Raw genomic sequence first — 16,480 nt, 5'->3', positions numbered from 1 at the left:
TACCATCCGAAACACCAAAGAGAGACGGAGACATCGCCATGTACATGACCCAGCCGCTGCACCGCAGCCTGCAACAGCACCCCGACAAACCGGCCGTGCAGTTTGCCGGCCGCACCCTCAGCTTTCGCGAATACGGAGAACGCGTCGCACGCCTGGCGGGCGCGCTGCAGAAGCTGGGCATGCAGACGGGCGACCGCGTGGCGATGCTGTCGCTCAATTCGGCCCGCTACCTCGAATACCAGATGGCCGTGCCCTGGGGCGGCGGGGTGCTCAACCCCTGCAACATCCGCTGGTCGGCCGCGGAAATCCTCTATTCGCTGGAAGACTCGGGCTCGACCATCCTCTTGGTCGACGAGACCTTCCGCCCCATGGTCGAGCAGATGCGGGAGCAGGCCACGAGCCTGCGCGAGGTGATCTACTGCGGCGACGGCGCGTTGCCCACGCGCATGCACGGCTACGAAGCGTTGCTCGATGCGGCCGAGCCCGTGCCCGACGCCGCCCGCCGCGACGAGGACCTGGCCGGCATCTTCTACACCGGCGGCACCACCGGTTTCCCCAAGGGCGTGATGCTCAGCCACACCAACATGGGCAGCTCGGGCCTTGCCCTGCACGCCGAGCACCTGGCGCCGCCCGGCGGCTGCTACCTGCATGCCGCGCCGATGTTCCACCTGGCCGACATGGGCCTGGCCACGCCGCACTGGCTCGAAGGCAACACGCATTCGATCATCCCGATGTTCAGCCCCGAGGGCGTGCTCAACGCCATCGAGAAAGACCGCGTCACCCACATCCTGCTGGTGCCCACCATGATCCAGATGCTGGTCGACCACCCTGCGATGCGGGAGCAGCGCGACCTGACGAGCCTGAAGTGCATCACCTATGGCGCCTCGCCGATCTCCGAGGCGGTGCTCAACCGCGCGATCGATGCTTTCCCGGGCGTGGACTTCGTGCAGGCCTACGGCATGACCGAGCTCTCGCCGCTGGCCACCATCAATCCCGCGCGCAACCACACGGCCGAAGGCCGCAAGCTGGGCAAGCTGCGCGCGGCCGGCCGCGCGAGCTACTGCACCGAGGTGCGCATCGTCGATGCCGACGGCACCGAGGTGCCGCGCGGCACCGTGGGCGAGATCGCGGTGCGCGGCCCCAACGTGATGCAGGGCTACTGGAACAAGCCCGAGCAAACGGCCGCCGCGGTGCGCGACGGCTGGATGCACACCGGCGACGGCGCCTACATGGACAGCGACGGCTACGTCTTCGTGGTCGACCGGCTCAAGGACATGATCATCAGCGGCGGCGAGAACATCTACTCGGCCGAGGTCGAGAACGCCATCACCCAGCATCCCGCGGTGGCCGCCTGCGCGGTCATCGGCATCCCGAGCGAGGAGTGGGGCGAGGCGGTGCACGCGGCACTGGTGCTCAAGCCGGGGCAGGGCATTCGCGACGACGAGCTCATTGCGCACTGCAAGACACTGATCGCGGGCTACAAGTGCCCGCGCAGCGTGGCCATCGTCGATGCGCTGCCGCTTTCGGGGGCGGGCAAGGTGCTCAAGACCAAGCTGCGCGAACCGTTCTGGCAGGGCCGCCAACGCAGCGTGGCCTGACATTCTTCTTCAACGCATTTTTCCAATCCGGACATCAAGGAGACCTTCATGAGTCAAGACGTCTATGTGGTCGGGGTCGGCATGATCCCCTTCACCAAGCCGGGCGCGAACCAGCCCTATCCGCAGATGGCCGCGCATGCCACGAATGCCGCGCTCAAGGATGCGGGCATCGGCTACGAGCTGATCCAGCAGGCCTACGTGGGCTACGTGTACGGCGACTCCACCGCCGGCCAGCGCGCGCTGTACGAGGTGGGCATGACCGGCATTCCGGTCGTCAACGTCAACAACAACTGCTCGACCGGCTCGACCGCGCTCTTCCTCGCGCGCCAGGCCGTCGCCAGCGGCGCTGCCGACTGCGTGCTCGCGCTCGGCTTCGAGCACATGAGCCCCGGCGCGCTGGGTGCGGTGTTCAACGACCGCCCGAGTCCCTTCGACAATTTCGAGACCATCACCGACGAGCTGGTCGGCAACGAGCAGGTGCCGCTCGCGCTGCGCTACTTCGGCGGTGCCGGGCTTGCGCACATGCAGCAATACGGCACGCAGATGTCCACCTTCGCCAAGATCCGCGCGAAGGCCAGCCGCCATGCGTCGAACAACCCGGTGGCGCTGTTCCGCACCGTCGTCACCGAGGACGAGGTGATGGCCGCGCCGGTCATGTGGCCTGGCGTGATGACGCGGCTCATGGCCTGCCCGCCTACCTGCGGCGCGGCCGCGGCCATCGTGTGTTCGCGGCGTTTTGCGGAACGCCACGGCCTGGACCGCAGCGTGCGCATCAAGGCGCAGGCCATGACCACCGACCGACCCGTGACTTTCGAGAGCCGCGACATGCGCGAGGTCGTCGGCTTCAGCATGGCGCAGGAAGCCGCGCAGAAGGTGTACGACGCGGCCGGCGTCGGTCCGCAGGACATCGACGTGGTCGAGTTGCACGACTGCTTTGCGCACAACGAGCTCATCAGCTACGAGGCGCTGGGCCTCTGCCCGGTCGGCGACGCGGAGAAGTTCGTGGTCGATGGCGACAACACCTATGGCGGCAAGGTGGTGACCAACCCTTCGGGCGGGCTGCTGTCCAAGGGGCATCCGCTCGGTGCGACCGGTCTTGCGCAGTGCACGGAGCTGGTCCAGCAGTTGCGCGACACGGCAGACAAACGACAGGTCGAAGGTGCGCGGATGGCGCTGCAGCACAACCTCGGCCTGGGCGGCGCCTGCGTGGTCACGCTGTACGAACGCGTCTGAGGAAAAGAGAAAACATGATCGACAAGAAATGGATCGGCCACGAGCTGCCGGCTTCGGTGCTGCCCATCGAGCGCACGCGGCTGCAGTTCTTCGCCAAGGCCATCGGCGAAACCGATCCGGTCTACACCGATGCCGCCGCCGCACGCGATGCGGGCTACCCAGACCTGCCCGCACCACCCACCTTCCTGTTCGCAGCCGAACTGGATTCGGGCGCTTCGGGCCGGATGCTCGACGACCTGCAGATCCCGCTCTCGAAGCTCCTGCACGGCGAGCAGAGCTTCAGCTACCACAAGGCCGCCTGCGTGGGCGACACGGTGACGGTGCGCTCCACCATCAGCGACATCTACGAAAAGAAGAACGGCGCGCTCGAATTCGTCGTGAAGACCTCGCGCGCCACCAACCAGCGCGACGAGCTCGTGGCCGAGCTGCGCACCGTGATCGTCTGCCGCCACTGAAGAAAGACGCGCGATGACCAATACCACCACCGCCACCTACGACAACATCCAGATCGGCGATGAGCTCCCGGCACTGCAGCTCCCGCCGGTCAACCGCACCACGCTCGCGCTCTTCGCGGGCGCCTCGGGCGACCACAACCCGATCCACATCGACACCGACTTCGCGCGCAAGGCCGGCATGCCGGACGTGTTCGCGCAAGGCATGCTGGGCATGGCCTGGCTCGGCCGGCTGCTCACGCAGTGGGCGCCGCAGTCGCAGCTGCGCCGCTTCGACGTGCGCTTCCAGGGCATCACCCACATCGGCCATGCGGTGCGCTGCACCGGCCGCGTGCTTGAGAAGCTCGAGCACAACGGCGAGCGCTGCGTGCGCGTCGAGGTGCTGAGCGCCAACCAGTACGGCCAGGCCCGCATCGCGGGCGAGGCGCTGGTGGCGCTGCGCTGACCGACGATTCATTCCAACGAAAGAAACAGGAACATGACACTCAAGCTCGAAGGCAAGGTCGCCCTCATCACCGGCTCGGGCCGTGGCATCGGCCGCGCGATCGCACTCAAGCTCGCCTCGGAAGGTGCGCGCATCGTCGTCAACGACCTCGATGCCGAACCCGCCGAAGAAACCGTAGAGGCCATCCGCGCGGCGGGCGGGCAGGCCGTGGCCTGTGTCGGCAGCGTCTCGGCGCCGGACTTTGCCGAGCGTTTCGTCGGCACCGCGGTGAGCGAATACAAGGGCCTCGACATCGTCGTGAACAACGCGGGCTACACCTGGGACAGCGTCCTCCAGAAGATGACCGACGAGCAGTGGTACGCGATGATCGACGTGCACCTCACCGCGCCGTTCCGCATCCTGCGCGCGGCGCAGCCGGTGATCCGCGCGCTCTCCAAGGCCGAGGGCGAAGCCGGCCGGCGCGTGGTGCGCAAGGTGGTCAACATCTCGTCGGTGGCCGGGCTCTTCGGCAACGCGGGGCAGACCAACTATTCGACCGCCAAGGCCGGCATCGTCGGCATGACGCAGACGCTCGCCAAGGAGTGGGGGCGCATGAACGTCACGGTCAACTGCGTGGCCTTCGGTTTCATCCAGACACGGCTCACCGCTAGCACCGCCGACGCGGCCACGGCCAACATCGAGGGCCGCGAGATCAAGGTCGGCGTGAACCCCGGGCTGCTCGCGATGATGGAGCAGTCGATTCCGCTCGGCCGCGGCGGCACGCCCGAGGAAGCGGCCGGCGCGGTGTACCTGCTGTGTGCGCCCGAGTCGGACTACGTGAGTGGCCAGACGCTGATGTGCACCGGCGGCTTGACGGGCATCTGACATGGACACCGTCGAAGGCATCGCCTGGGGCGTACGCGACGGCATCGGCCGCATCGTGCTGAAGCGGCCGGAAAGCGCGAATGCGCTGACATCGCCGAGCGCCCGGGCCCTGGTCCGCGCCATCGACGAGATGCTCGAACAGAAGCCGCGCGCCATCCTGTTGACCGGCGAAGGCAAGGTGTTCTGCGCGGGCGGCGATATCGACGAGTTCGTCGCGGCCGGCGAGCGCTTGCCCGAGCTGGTGAACGAAATCCTCGACGGGCTTCATCCCGCGCTGCTGCGCCTGGTGACAAGCCCGGCGCCGCTGGTCGTTGCCGTGAACGGCCCGGCGGGCGGCGCGGGCGTCGGGCTCGCGCTGTGCGGCGACTTCGTGCTGGCGGCGGAGTCGATGAAGCTGCGCACGGGCTATGCGGCCATCGGCCTTTCGCCGGACGCAGGCGCTTCGTACTTCCTGTCGCGCCGCGTGGGACCTGTGCGGGCGCAGCAATGGCTGATGCTCAGCGAGCCCATCGACAGCCAACGCTGCCTGGCGACGGGCGCCGTCGATGCGGTGTATCCGGATGCGCAACTCGCCGCGGCGGGCGAGGCGCTGGTGACGCGGCTGGCCGCTGGTGCGAGCGCGTCGTTCGCGGGCATCAAGGCCCTGTGCGGCGGCGCGCCGGGCCGGCCGATCGAAGAACACTTTGCGATGGAGCAGACGCTGCTGCACGAGCGCGCGGGCATTGCGGATGCGCGCGAAGGCGTGGCGGCGTTCGTGGCGAAGCGGGCGCCACGCTTCACGGGGCGCTGAGGTTCAACGGCGCCTGACAGGGCGTTTCAGGGCCAGGGCGTGGGCGGCGGAATCTCGCACACCGGCTCGACGTCGATGCTCTTGAAATCCGCCGGCGAGACGATCTCCAGGTACTCCATGTCGGGCGAGTAGTCGAACAGGAAGTGACGGATGCCCGGCCGCTGGTGCACCACGTCGCCGGCCTCGACCAGGGTTTCCTTGTCCTCGTACATGAAGCGGGCCCAGCCCTTGATCATGATGACGATCTGGAAGTCCGCCTCGTGGCGGTGCCAGCCGGTGCCCGTTTCCGGTGCCATGTTGGCCTTGACCAGATGCGCGATCACCTTGCCGTTGGTGGCCTCGGCAATGCCGAGATCGCGGTACAGGAAGAAATCGCGCAAACCGCCCGAGACGAACTCTGTGTCACCGGGCTTGACGTGGGAGAACTGGGTGGCGGTACGGTCCAGCATGGGGCGCTCCTTCGCAGGGTGGTTGTGCTGCGCTGCAGCACGCATAAAGCGTTCCTGAGCTGGGGGCCTTTGGGTTGTGGGCCAAGGCATCCGTGACATTCTTCGCGCTCTCTAACGGCTGGGGGCAATCCTTGACGCCTCCGGGGGCGCTTCCCATACTCAACTGCATGGTTCACCCAGCTGCTTCTTCCGAACCCGCGGCCCTTGGCGCCGCAACCCTCGACGCCGTCTTCGCCGCGCTGTCCGATTCGACGCGCCGCGCCGTGCTCGAAACCCTGGGCGAGCGCAGCCTCAGCGTGACCGAGCTCGCCGAGCCGCATGGCATGTCGTTGACCGGCTTCATGAAGCACCTGCGCGTGCTCGAAAACGCGGGCCTCATCTCGCGCACGAAAGAGGGCCGCATCGTGCGCTGCGAGCTCTCGCCCCGGCCCATGCAGGAGGCTGCCGCGTGGCTGTCGCGCTACGAGAAATTCTGGACCGGGCGCCTCGATGCACTGGCGCGCTTTCTCTATCACCAGGAGCAGACCGAATGGCACCACCTGCCGACCGAGACCCCCCCGACAAGGAGCGCCCCTCGCTCACCCTCCGCCGGCACTACCGCGTCGCGCCCGAAAAAGTCTGGCGCGCCTGGACCGACCCGCAAGCGCTGAAGCTCTGGTTCGGCCCCGGCGAAATCGTCGCGGTGCCGCTGGCCGAGATCGACCTGCGCGTCGGCGGACGCTTTCGCGTGACGATGCTGGCCGACGACGGCGAGACCCACGACGTGAGCGGCACCTACCTGGAGATCGTGCCGAACCGCAAGCTCGTCTTCAGCTGGGCCTGGCGAAGCACGCCAGAGCGTGAATCGCGCGTCACGGTGCAGATCGAGCCCGACGGCGACGGCTGCGAACTCGTGCTCATGCACCAGCAGTTCTTCGATGAAGCGGCGCGCGACGGCCACAGCCACGGCTGGAGCGGCGCCCTCGTCAAGCTCGAACAGTGGCTGGGCAGCGCCACGGCATGACCGCAGCGGTCGCCGACGCCATCGATGCGATCTACCGCACCGAGTCGCGCCGCATCTTCGCCACGCTGGTGCGGCTGCTCGGCGACTTCGACCTGGCCGAAGAGGCGCTGCACGATGCCTTCCGCAGCGCCCTCGAACAATGGCCGCGCGATGGCGTGCCCGCGAACCCGCGTGCCTGGCTGGTGTCGGCGGGGCGCTTCAAGTCCATCGACGGCATCCGCCGGCAGGCGCGCTTCACCGCATGGGACGACGTGGCCGAGCACACGGCAGCCCTTGCGGACCCGGCCCCGGCGTGGGACGACGACGCCGAAGACCTCGAAGACGACCGCCTGCGTCTCGTCTTCACCTGCTGCCACCCGGCGCTCGCGCCCGATGCGCAGGTGGCGCTCACCCTGCGCGAGGTCTGCGGCCTCGCCACCGAGGAAATCGCCCGGGCCTTTCTCGTGCCCGCGCCCACCATCGCCCAGCGCATCGTGCGCGCCAAGGCCCGCATCCGCGATGCGCGCATTCCGTACCAGGTGCCTTCGCTGGCCGAGTTGCCCGAGCGGCTCGATGCGGTGCTGCGCGTGGTGTACCTCGTGTTCAACGAGGGCTATGCGGCCTCGTCGGGCGAAAGCGTCACGCGCGCTGACCTGTCGGCCGAGGCGATCCGGCTGGGCCGGCTGCTCGTCGACCTGCTGCCCGACCCCGAGGCGCTGGGCCTGCTCGCGCTGATGCTGCTGCACGATTCGCGCCGCGCGGCCCGCACTTCGCCGGGCGGCGAGCTCGTGCTGCTCGATGCGCAGGACCGCAGCCTCTGGAACCGGACGCAGATCGGGGAGGGCGCTGCGCTGGTCGAGCGCGCGCTGCTGTCGCGCCGCTTCGGCCCCTACGCGCTGCAGGCCGCCATTGCCGCCGTGCATGCGGAAGCCGGCGAGGCTGCCGCCACGGATTGGCCGCAGATCGTCGGCCTCTACGACGTGCTGCTGCGCCTGGACCCTTCGCCCGTGGCCGAACTCAACCGCGCCGCCGCCATTGCCATGCGCGACGGGCCCGCGGCGGGGTTGGCGCTCATCGATGCGCTGCTCGCGCGCGGCGAGCTGGCCGACTACCACCTGGCCCACGGCGCGCGCGCCGAGCTGTGCCGCCGCCTGGGCCGCATCGACGAAGCGCGCACCGCCTACGAGCGCGCGCTGTCGCTGGCGCACCAGTTGCCCGAGCGGCAGTTCCTGGAGCGGCAACTCACCCTGCTGCTCCTCAAGTAGATTTTTTTGATGCATGCGTGCCGGGCATGTCGATTTCCGTCATCGCCAATCGACCAGTGGTGTCCACATTCCCTCTTCAAGGAGATACCGCCATGAAATACCTCTGCCTCGTTCACTACGACGAAGCGGTGATCGACACGATGCCGCCCGACGAACTCAAGGCGCTGGGCGACGAGTCCCACGCCTACGACCGCGAGCTCGAAAGGGCGGGCCACTACATCGCCTCGAACGCACTCGAATCGGTGAAGACCGCCAAGGTCGTGCAGGTGCGGGGCGGCAAGCGTTCCCACGTCGATGGCCCCTACGCCGAGGCCCGCGAGCAGCTCGGCGGTTTCATCCTCATCGAGGCGCGCGACCTGAATGCCGCGATCCAGCTGGCCGGGCGCATTCCCATGGCGCGCTACGGCGCCATCGAGGTCCGGCCCGTAGAAACCCTTCAAAGGAGAACAGCATGAGATACCTCTGCATCATCTACGGCACCGACGATCACACCGCGCACTTTTCCCCGCGCGAAATGGACATGTACGTGAACGAACACCTCGACTACGACCTGGCCTTGCAGGCCCGCGGCAAGCTTGTCGCCTCCGAGGCGCTGCAGCCCGCCGAGACGGCGACCACGGTGCGCATGCGCCGCAACAAGCTCTCCGTCACCGACGGCCCCTTCGCCGAGACCAGCGAATACCTCGGCGGCTTCTACCTGGTCGAGGCCGGGAGCGACGAAGAAGCGCTCGAGCTCGCTGCCGGCATTCCGTCCGCGCGCTTCAGCAGCGTCGAGGTGCGGCGGGTCAAGGGCGGCGGAGCGCGAACGCCATGAGCGGCGCGCGCCCCGCGTCGCCGCCCGCCCGCGCCACGGTGCGCGAATGGACGGGCCTGGCCGTCATCGCGCTGCCGTGCATGCTCTATTCGATGGACCTCACGGTGCTGAATCTCGCGATCCCGGCGATCAGCGAGGAGCTCAAGCCCACCGCTTCGCAGCTTCTCTGGATCGTCGACATCTACGGCTTCTTCGTGGCGGGTCTCCTGGTCACCATGGGCACGCTGGGCGACCGCATCGGTCGCAGGCGCTTGCTGCTGATCGGCGCTGCCGCGTTCGGCATCGCCTCGGTGCTGGCGGCGTTTTCCACCAGCGCGAACATGCTCATCGCCACGCGCGCGCTGCTCGGCGTGGCGGGCGCGACGCTCGCGCCGTCGACGCTCTCGCTGATCCGCAACATGTTCCTCGACCCGGCGCAGCGCACCGTGGCCATCGGCGTGTGGATCTCGAGCTATTCGGCCGGCGCCGTCATCGGCCCGGTGCTGGGCGGCGTGCTGCTGCAGTTCTTTCCGTGGGGTTCGGTGTTCCTCATCGGCGTGCCGGTGATGGTGCTGCTGCTGGTGCTCGGGCCGATCCTTTTGCCCGAGTACCGCGACCCCGATGCCGGGCGGCTCGACCTGGCCAGCGTGGCGCTGTCGCTCGGTGCGGTGCTGGCGGTCATCTATGGCATCAAGCAGATCGCCGAGCACGGGCCGGACCTCGTGCCGGCGCTCTCGATCGCGGTGGGCGCGGCACTCGGCTGGGTGTTCGCGCGGCGGCAGAAGCGGCTCGCCAATCCGATGATCGACCTGCAGCTCTTTCGCCTGCCGGCCTTCACCGTCTCGCTCGCGGCCTACATGCTGGCGTGCTTCGTGATGTTCGGGCTCTTTCTCTACAACGCCCAGTACCTGCAGCTGGTGCTGGGCCTCTCGCCGCTGCATGCGGGGCTCTGGAGCGTGCCGGGGGCGGGGGCTTTCATCGTGGGGTCGATGGTCGTGTCCGCGCTGGTGCGGCGCATGCGCCCGGCCTACGTGATGGGTGGCGGGCTGGCCGTGGCGGCGCTGGGGTTCGCGATGCTGGTCGTGCTGCCGGCAGAGGGTGGGCTCGCCTGGCTGGTGGCCAGCGCAGTCATCTCCTCGCTCGGCCTCGCACCGGTGTTCACGCTGGCGACCGACGTGGTCGTGGGCAGTGCGCCGCCCGAGCGGGCCGGCGTGGCCTCGGCGATTTCGGAAACCAGTTCCGAATTCGGCGGGGCGCTGGGCATCGCGATCCTCGGCAGCATCGGCGCGGCCATCTACCGCAGCACCATGGCCGACGCGGTGCCCGCGGGGCTGGCGGGCGCGGCCGAGGTCGAAGCGGCGCGCAGCACGCTGGGCGGTGCGGTCGCGCTGGCGGGGCAGCTTGCGGGCAGCGCGGGCGCCGAGCTGCTCGACGCGGGCCGCGCCGCGCTGCTGCACGGCCTGCGCCTGACGGCCGGCATCTGTGCCGCGGTGCTGCTGGTCGTGGCCGGGCTTGTCGCCTTCCGGCTGCGCGGCTCGGGTGAGGCCGGCGAGGGGGCAAAAGCCCCCGAAACACCGGGTGCCGCCGCATTGCCGGAGCGCTGACGAACACCCATACTGGGGTTTCCACGACGAGACCACCGGAGCCTCCCATGAGCAACGAACTGCGCAAGAAGCTGCACGACCTGGCGGAACTGGCCGAGAACACCACCGATCCGCAGACCAAGGCCATCGTCGAGGCCATCCGCCTGCAGACGGCCGTGCTGAACGAGCGGCTCTTCGCCATCGAGCTGCAGGTGGGCGCGCTCACCAAGCGCCTCGAGGGCGCGTCCGAAAGCACGGCCTCCTGAGGGGCCGCCGCTTTGTAGGGATAATCCCGGCCATGAGCGGCAACACTTTCGGAACACTTTTCGCGGTCACCAATTTCGGCGAATCGCACGGCCCGGCCATCGGCTGCGTCATCGACGGCTGCCCCCCGGGCATGGCATTGAGCGAGGCAGACATCCAGGGCGATCTGGACCGCCGCCGCCCCGGCACCAGCCGCCACGTCACCCAGCGCAACGAACCCGACGCGGTGCAGATTCTTTCCGGCGTGTACGAAGGCAAGACCACCGGCACCCCCATCGCCCTCCTGATCCAGAACACCGACCAGCGCAGCAAGGACTACGGGCAGATCGCCCAGCAGTTCCGCCCCGGCCACGCCGACTTTACCTACTGGAAGAAATACGGCATCCGCGATCCGCGCGGCGGCGGGCGCTCCTCGGCACGGCTCACGGCGCCCATGGTCGCGGCCGGTGCGGTCGCCAAGAAATGGCTGGCCGAAAAATACGGCATGGCGTTTCGCGGCTGCATGACGCAGATCGGCGACATCGCGATTCCCTTCGAGAGCTGGGACCATGTGCCCCACAACCCCTTCTTCGCCCCCATTGCCGACGTGAGCGAACTCGAGGCCTACATGGACCGCCTGCGCAAGGCCGGCGATTCGTGCGGCGCGCGCATCCGCGTCACCGCGACGAACGTGCCCATCGGCCTCGGCGAGCCGCTGTTCGACAAGCTCGATGCCGAAATCGCCTACGCGATGATGGGCATCAACGCGGTGAAGGCCGTGGAAATCGGCGCCGGCTGGGACAGCGTCACCCAGCGCGGCACCACGCACGGCGACTCGATCACGCCGACCGGCTTCGTCACCAACAACGCAGGCGGCATCCTGGGCGGCATCAGCTCGGGGCAGGACCTCGAGGTGAGCATCGCGATCAAGCCCACCAGCTCGATCATCAGCCCGCGCCAATCGATCGACATCCACAACAACCCCGTCGAGGTGGTCACCAAGGGCCGCCACGACCCGTGCGTGGGCATCCGCGCGACGCCCATCGCCGAGGCGATGCTCGCGCTGGTGGTGATGGAACATGTGCTGCGCAACCGCGCGCAGTGCGGCGACGTGCAGACCGACGCCCAGAAGACCGAAGCCTCGTCGCCCCAGGCGTCCTTCCTCTAGTGTCCGCCCCGCCACCAGTGGCCGCCCAGCGCGGCCACCTGCTGGCGTTCGCTGGTCTGTCGGCCAGCTATTTCGCGCACATCGGTTTCTTCAACCCCTACCTGCCGCTGTGGCTCAAGGACCTGGGGTTGCCGATCTTCACGATCAGCCTGCTGGCTTCGGTGCAGTCGGTCACACGCGTGTTCGCGCCCTATGCCTGGGGCGCGCTCAGCGACCACACCGGCCACCGCGTGATGCTGCTGCGCTTCAGCGCGGCGGTGGCGCTGGTCAGTTCCTTCGGGCTCTGGTGGCATGGCGGCGCATGGTGGCTCGCGCTGGTGCTGCTCGTGATGTTCACCCACACCAGTTCGATGATGTCGCTCACCGAAGCGGCCATGGCGCAGCTGGTGGCTGGCGACTGGGGTCGCTACGGGCGCATCCGGCTCTGCGGCTCGGCTGGCTTCCTTGTCACGGTGTTCTTCGCGGGCGAGTGGTTCGAGCGCTTCGGCATGAAGCACTTTCCGGCCTGGGCGGCCGGCACGCTGGCCATCGTGCTCGTCGCGACGATGAAGCTGCCCGACGTGCGCGAGCCCGTGGCGGCGCACGACGCCGTCAAGGAGCCCATCGGGCCGGTGCTGCGCAACCCGGTGGTGCGGTGGTTCTTCGCGTCGCTGTTCTTCCAGGTGATGTCGCACTTTTCCGTGTACGCGTTCTTCTCGCTGTATCTCGACTCCATCGGCTACGGCAAGAGCACCATCGGCCTCCTGTGGGCGCTGTCGGTGGTGGCCGAGATCGTCTGGTTCTTCCTGCAGGGCCGCCTCATCGGCCTCCTGCCGATGCCGCGCTGGATGCTGGTGTGCAGCATCGCGGCCGTGGCGCGGCTCGGGCTCACTGCGGGGCTGGGCGGCTTCATCGCCGCACTGGTCGTCGCGCAATGGCTGCATGCGCTGAGCTTCGCGGCGCACCACACCACCTGCATCGCGGTGGTGTCGCGGCGCTTTCCGGGGCGGTTGCGCGGGAGAGGGCAGGCGCTTTTCACGGTGATCGGCTATGGGTTCGGCGGCGTGCTGGGGGTGTTGCTCGGCGGCGCGGTGGCGCAGGAGTTCGGCTACCGCGCGATGTTCACCGCCGCGGCGGTGCTGGCTGTGGTGGGGAGCCTTTGCGCCTGGCGGGTGGTCAGGCTGGAGCAGGCGGAACGCGCGGCCGCAGCCTAGTCCCGCCGGCGCGCCGCTATTTCTACTTCTTGCCGCGCTTCGCCGGCTTCGTCACGATGGTCTTCGCATTGCGGCCTTTGCCCTCCTTGCCACCCCCACTCTCCTTCTCGAACACCGCAAAGTACTCCGAAGCCAGCTTGCGCAGCGACCGCCCGATGTTCGCGTAGTCGTATTCATTGAGGTTCGCCAGCGACACCCGCCCCGACGCATGCTTGCCGCCGAAGCCGCGCCCCGGCAGCAGCACGATGCTGGTTTCCTCGGCGATGCGGAACAGCGCCTCGTTCGGCTGCAGCTTCGTCACGATCCACTTGCCGAAGCGCTCGCCGTGCATCTGCGTGGCGATGTCCTGCAGGTCGAGCAGGTGGTAGTAGTTGACCGAGTTCGGGTCGTCCTGCATCGGCAGGCCCAGCTCGCGGTAGAGCGCTTCCTTCCTGCGCAGCACGATGCGCTTCATCGACTGCTTGTAGGCCTGGGGTTCGTCCATCAGGCAGAAGAGCGAGAACATCACCATCTGCGCCTGCACCGGTGTCGAAAGGCCGGCCGTGTGGTTCAGCGCCACGGTGCGGCTGTCGGCCACCAGGCGGTCGATGAACTTCAGCTTGCGCGGCTCGGTGGTGATGGAGCTGTAGCGCGCGTCGAGCTCCTTCTTCTTCGACTCGGGCAGGGCCGCGATCTTGCGGTCGATGATGTTGTCCTCGTGCGTGGCCACCACGCCCATGCGCCAGCCGGTCACGCCGAAATACTTGGAGAACGAATACACCAGGATGGTGTTCTGCGGGCAGGTCGCGAACAGCGAGAGAAAGTTGTCCGCGAAGGTGCCGTACACGTCGTCGGTGAGGATGATGAGGTCGGGCCGCTGCTTCACGATGTCGGCGATGTAGCCCAGCACCTCGTCGCTCATCTTCACCGACGGCGGGTTGCTCGGGTTGCAGACGAAGAAGGCCTTGACCTTCGGGTCGAGCAGCTTCTGCAGCTCCTTCTTGGTGTACTGCCAGTTGTTCTCCGAGGGCGCCTCGATCAGCGTCTCGATGAGCTGGTAGTCGTTCAGGTGCGGAATCTCGATGTAGGGCGTGAAGATCGGCATGCCCAGCGCGATGGTGTCGCCGGGCGAGAGCACATGGTTCTCGCGCAGGCTGTTGAAGAGGTAGGTCATGGCGGCCGTGCCGCCTTCCACCGCGTACATGTCGAAGGTGCCCACGAAGGGGTGCTTGCCGATCATCTCCTGGTGGATGTACTTGCCCACGATGATTTCGCTCAGGCGCAGCATGCGGTCGGGCACCGGGTAGTTGCAGCCGAGGATGGCCTCGCACATCTCGTAGATGAAGTCGCCCGCCGAGAGACCCAGCTGGTCGCGCACGTACGACACCGCCGCCTCGATGAAGCGCGTGCCCGGCTCGCCCGCGTGGGCTTTTGCAAAGATCTCGAAGCGCGCCTCGATGCCTTCGCGCTGCGGAAAGCCGCCCACGTGCTCCATGTAGATGTAGGAGCGCTCGGCCTCGGTCATCGCGAACTGGCCGAACTGGAAGAAGCCGTGCCGCGGCGTGGTGGCCAGGAAGTTCGGATTGCCGCGCCCCGCGTTGAGCATGAGGCGGTCGCTCTGCTTGGCGACCTGGATCAGTGCGTCCTTCAGTTCGAACGGGCTCAGGCCGGCCAGTTTCTTCACGTCGCTGAAATCCATTGGATGCTCCTTCTGGTTGTGGAAAAGAGAGAAAAGAGGGGCCGCTCAGACGAGCGCGACGATCAGCGGGCCGAGCAGCGTGAGGAACACATTGGCCAGCGCATAGGTGATGGCAAAGGGCACGGTGGGAATCGAGTTCTCCGCCTTGCCCAGCACCTCGCCGAACGCCGGGTTGGCGCTGCGCGAACCGCTCAGCGCGCCCGCGAAGACGGCCGTGTTGTCGTAGCGCAGCACGTACTTGCCGAACAGCATGGTCAAGAGCATCGGCACGATGGTCACGACCACGCCCACGCCGAAGATCGTGAGGCCCAGTTGCTTGATGGTCTCCACTGCCTGCAGACCCGACGACAGGCCCACCACCACCACGAAGCCGGCCAGGCCCAGGTCCTTGAGCAACTGCACCGCGGCGTTCGGCAGGGCGCCGAAGGTCTGGCGCTTCGCGCGATACCAGCCGAAGAGCAGGCCCGCGAGCAGCGCGCCGCCGCCCGCGCCGAGCGTGAGCGGGATGTTGCCGATCTTCACGCTCAGGAGGCCCACCAGGAGGCCGACCACCAGGCCCGCGCCCAGGTACACGAAGTCGGTCTTCGCGCTCGGCACGATCACGTCGCCGACGAGGGCGGCCACGCGCTTCACGTCCTGCTCGGCGCCGAAGATCGACACCAGGTCGCCGGCCTGCACCACGGTGCCGGGCTGCATCGGCAGTGCCTTGCCCATGCGGCTCAAGCCCGTCACGAAGATGCCGTGGCGCACGCCGCCGGCGGTGAGCTGGCGAATCTGGTCCACCGTCTTGCCGCCGAATTCCTTGTTGGTGAGCATGATCTCACGCTTCTCCAGCGTGAGCTCCATGCCGTCGACCGCGAAGACTTCCTTGCCGAGCAGCGGCGCGCTGGCCACCACCGCATCGCGCCGGCCGACCGCGAGCACGGTGTCGCCGCGCCGCAGCGCGAGCGTGGGGCTCACCTCGATGAACTTGCCGTCGCGCTTCACACGCTCGATGGTGATGGTGGTCGCGGGGTTCGCGTTCTCGATGTCGGCCACCGTGCGCTGCGGGTCGGTGGTGAGTTCGTAGATGCGGCCCACCAGCGAAGGCGCTGCTTCTTCCTGGTCGGCGCCGAGCACCTTCACGCCGGCCTGCTGCGCCGTCTCGGCCGCGATGGCGTCGTCGCGGATCGTGCGGCCCATGAATTTCGGCAGGATGTTGACGCAGACAATGATCGCGCCGAAGGAGCCGAACACGTAGGTCACCGCATAGCCGATGGCCACGTTGGCCTGCAGCCGCGCGGTCTCGGCCGCGGCGAGTCCGAGCTTGCCGATGGCATCGCCCGCCGTGCCGATGATGGCCGACTGCGTGAGTCCGCCCGCCGCCACGCCTGCGGCCAGGCCCTTGTCAAGCCCGCACAACTTGGCCATGACCACCACCGTCGCAAGGCCGGTGGCAGCCATCACTGCGGCCAGGATGATTTCTTTCACCGACTGCTTGCCCAGCGAACTGAAGAACTGCGGCCCACTCTCGAAGCCCACCGCGTAGATGAAGAGCGCGAACAGCACCGCCTTCACGCCGCCGTCGATCTGCACGCCCACCTGGCTCACGATCACCGCGACCAGCAGCGAGCCCGCCACGCCGCCGAGCTGGAACTTGCCGAACTTGATCTTGCCGATCCAGTAGCCGACCGCGAGCGACAGGAAGAGCGCCATCTCGGGCGACTTCTTGAAGAGGTCATGGAGCCATTCCATAGGTCAAGGT

At 67.8% G+C, this 16,480-nt stretch carries 17 protein-coding genes and 1 pseudogene; 15 read left to right on the top strand and 3 right to left on the bottom strand.

The window, feature by feature from the left end:
- The first annotated feature begins 38 nt into the window (after positions 1-38).
- The 6 genes from J2W23_RS03110 to J2W23_RS03085 are packed head-to-tail and all read left to right on the top strand — an operon-like array spanning position 39 to position 5,382.
- On the top strand, positions 39-1,598 hold the full coding sequence (locus J2W23_RS03110; RefSeq protein ID WP_307647646.1) for a long-chain-fatty-acid--CoA ligase: 1,560 nt from the start codon (positions 39-41) through the stop codon (positions 1,596-1,598).
- A gap of 48 nt (positions 1,599-1,646) precedes the next feature.
- Entirely contained in the window at positions 1,647-2,831 is a 1,185-nt protein-coding gene (locus J2W23_RS03105) for a lipid-transfer protein (protein WP_307647645.1), read from the top strand.
- 14 nt (positions 2,832-2,845) lie between these two features.
- Positions 2,846-3,286, top strand: coding sequence for a MaoC family dehydratase N-terminal domain-containing protein (locus tag J2W23_RS03100; protein ID WP_307647644.1), 441 nt, complete (start codon positions 2,846-2,848; stop codon positions 3,284-3,286).
- A gap of 13 nt (positions 3,287-3,299) precedes the next feature.
- Entirely contained in the window at positions 3,300-3,728 is a 429-nt protein-coding gene (locus tag J2W23_RS03095) for a MaoC family dehydratase (RefSeq protein ID WP_176658318.1), read from the top strand.
- A 33-nt stretch (positions 3,729-3,761) separates the two neighbouring features.
- A complete protein-coding gene (locus J2W23_RS03090) occupies positions 3,762-4,592 on the top strand; it encodes an SDR family NAD(P)-dependent oxidoreductase (protein WP_307647643.1) in 831 nt (276 codons plus the stop codon).
- A 1-nt stretch (position 4,593) separates the two neighbouring features.
- Positions 4,594-5,382 (top strand): enoyl-CoA hydratase/isomerase family protein, encoded by a 789-nt coding sequence (locus J2W23_RS03085; protein ID WP_307647642.1) that lies wholly within the window; start codon positions 4,594-4,596, stop codon positions 5,380-5,382.
- A 26-nt stretch (positions 5,383-5,408) separates the two neighbouring features.
- Here the strand turns inward: J2W23_RS03085 and J2W23_RS03080 are convergent, their stop codons facing one another.
- Positions 5,409-5,831, bottom strand: coding sequence for a cupin domain-containing protein (locus J2W23_RS03080; protein WP_307647641.1), 423 nt, complete (start codon positions 5,829-5,831; stop codon positions 5,409-5,411).
- A gap of 167 nt (positions 5,832-5,998) precedes the next feature.
- Here J2W23_RS03080 and J2W23_RS03075 point away from each other — a divergent pair.
- From J2W23_RS03075 to J2W23_RS03035, 9 genes and pseudogenes are all read left to right on the top strand, one after another.
- Positions 5,999-6,211: pseudogene (locus J2W23_RS03075) on the top strand (ArsR/SmtB family transcription factor); the annotation flags it as partial.
- A 149-nt stretch (positions 6,212-6,360) separates the two neighbouring features.
- Positions 6,361-6,834, top strand: coding sequence for an SRPBCC family protein (locus tag J2W23_RS03070; RefSeq protein ID WP_307647640.1), 474 nt, complete (start codon positions 6,361-6,363; stop codon positions 6,832-6,834).
- On the top strand, positions 6,831-8,078 hold the full coding sequence (locus J2W23_RS03065; protein ID WP_307647639.1) for an RNA polymerase sigma factor: 1,248 nt from the start codon (positions 6,831-6,833) through the stop codon (positions 8,076-8,078). Before J2W23_RS03070 ends, J2W23_RS03065 begins: the two co-directional genes overlap by 4 nt.
- A 92-nt stretch (positions 8,079-8,170) precedes the next feature.
- A complete protein-coding gene (locus J2W23_RS03060) occupies positions 8,171-8,533 on the top strand; it encodes a YciI family protein (protein ID WP_176658312.1) in 363 nt (120 codons plus the stop codon).
- A complete protein-coding gene (locus tag J2W23_RS03055; RefSeq protein WP_307647638.1) occupies positions 8,530-8,892 on the top strand; it encodes a YciI family protein in 363 nt (120 codons plus the stop codon). The genes J2W23_RS03060 and J2W23_RS03055 overlap by 4 nt, the downstream gene beginning before the upstream one ends.
- Positions 8,889-10,475, top strand: coding sequence for an MFS transporter (locus tag J2W23_RS03050; RefSeq protein ID WP_307647637.1), 1,587 nt, complete (start codon positions 8,889-8,891; stop codon positions 10,473-10,475). Before J2W23_RS03055 ends, J2W23_RS03050 begins: the two co-directional genes overlap by 4 nt.
- Positions 10,476-10,522: 47 nt before the next feature.
- Positions 10,523-10,720 carry a hypothetical protein gene (locus tag J2W23_RS03045; RefSeq protein WP_176658309.1) on the top strand — a complete coding sequence of 66 codons (198 nt, stop codon included), beginning with the start codon at positions 10,523-10,525 and terminating at the stop codon, positions 10,718-10,720.
- 32 nt (positions 10,721-10,752) lie between these two features.
- Complete coding sequence (aroC, locus tag J2W23_RS03040; RefSeq protein WP_307647636.1) at positions 10,753-11,865, top strand: chorismate synthase; 1,113 nt, start codon at positions 10,753-10,755, stop codon at positions 11,863-11,865.
- A complete protein-coding gene (locus tag J2W23_RS03035) occupies positions 11,865-13,058 on the top strand; it encodes an MFS transporter (RefSeq protein ID WP_307647635.1) in 1,194 nt (397 codons plus the stop codon). The genes aroC and J2W23_RS03035 overlap by 1 nt, the downstream gene beginning before the upstream one ends.
- Before the next feature lie 22 nt (positions 13,059-13,080).
- On the opposite strand, the gene J2W23_RS03030 is transcribed toward J2W23_RS03035, so the two are convergent.
- Together J2W23_RS03030 and aspT are read right to left on the bottom strand one after the other, a co-directional pair.
- Complete coding sequence (locus tag J2W23_RS03030; protein WP_307647634.1) at positions 13,081-14,736, bottom strand: bifunctional aspartate transaminase/aspartate 4-decarboxylase; 1,656 nt, start codon at positions 14,734-14,736, stop codon at positions 13,081-13,083.
- A gap of 45 nt (positions 14,737-14,781) precedes the next feature.
- Positions 14,782-16,470 (bottom strand): aspartate-alanine antiporter, encoded by a 1,689-nt coding sequence (gene aspT / locus J2W23_RS03025; protein WP_307647633.1) that lies wholly within the window; start codon positions 16,468-16,470, stop codon positions 14,782-14,784.
- Positions 16,471-16,480: the final 10 nt, after the last annotated feature.

Origin of the sequence: Variovorax boronicumulans, from assembly GCF_030812215.1 — a bacterium.
Classification (GTDB): domain Bacteria; phylum Pseudomonadota; class Gammaproteobacteria; order Burkholderiales; family Burkholderiaceae_C; genus Variovorax; species Variovorax boronicumulans_C.
This window is presented reverse-complemented; position numbering and strand designations above follow the sequence as displayed.

Bases quoted from the DNA above. Each gene is read 5' to 3' on its own strand.
- J2W23_RS03095 (WP_176658318.1), top strand. From the start codon at position 3,300: ATGACCAATACCACCACCGCCACCTACGACAACATCCAGATCGGCGAT.
- J2W23_RS03055 (WP_307647638.1), top strand. From the start codon at position 8,530: ATGAGATACCTCTGCATCATCTACGGCACCGACGATCACACCGCGCAC.
- J2W23_RS03060 (WP_176658312.1), top strand. From the start codon at position 8,171: ATGAAATACCTCTGCCTCGTTCACTACGACGAAGCGGTGATCGACACG.
- J2W23_RS03050 (WP_307647637.1), top strand. From the start codon at position 8,889: ATGAGCGGCGCGCGCCCCGCGTCGCCGCCCGCCCGCGCCACGGTGCGC.
- J2W23_RS03100 (WP_307647644.1), top strand. From the start codon at position 2,846: ATGATCGACAAGAAATGGATCGGCCACGAGCTGCCGGCTTCGGTGCTG.
- J2W23_RS03085 (WP_307647642.1), top strand. From the start codon at position 4,594: ATGGACACCGTCGAAGGCATCGCCTGGGGCGTACGCGACGGCATCGGC.
- J2W23_RS03065 (WP_307647639.1), top strand. From the start codon at position 6,831: ATGACCGCAGCGGTCGCCGACGCCATCGATGCGATCTACCGCACCGAG.
- aroC (WP_307647636.1), top strand. From the start codon at position 10,753: ATGAGCGGCAACACTTTCGGAACACTTTTCGCGGTCACCAATTTCGGC.
- J2W23_RS03110 (WP_307647646.1), top strand. From the start codon at position 39: ATGTACATGACCCAGCCGCTGCACCGCAGCCTGCAACAGCACCCCGAC.
- J2W23_RS03070 (WP_307647640.1), top strand. From the start codon at position 6,361: ATGGCACCACCTGCCGACCGAGACCCCCCCGACAAGGAGCGCCCCTCG.
- J2W23_RS03080 (WP_307647641.1), bottom strand. From the start codon at position 5,831: ATGCTGGACCGTACCGCCACCCAGTTCTCCCACGTCAAGCCCGGTGAC.
- J2W23_RS03105 (WP_307647645.1), top strand. From the start codon at position 1,647: ATGAGTCAAGACGTCTATGTGGTCGGGGTCGGCATGATCCCCTTCACC.
- J2W23_RS03030 (WP_307647634.1), bottom strand. From the start codon at position 14,736: ATGGATTTCAGCGACGTGAAGAAACTGGCCGGCCTGAGCCCGTTCGAA.
- J2W23_RS03045 (WP_176658309.1), top strand. From the start codon at position 10,523: ATGAGCAACGAACTGCGCAAGAAGCTGCACGACCTGGCGGAACTGGCC.
- J2W23_RS03090 (WP_307647643.1), top strand. From the start codon at position 3,762: ATGACACTCAAGCTCGAAGGCAAGGTCGCCCTCATCACCGGCTCGGGC.
- aspT (WP_307647633.1), bottom strand. From the start codon at position 16,470: ATGGAATGGCTCCATGACCTCTTCAAGAAGTCGCCCGAGATGGCGCTC.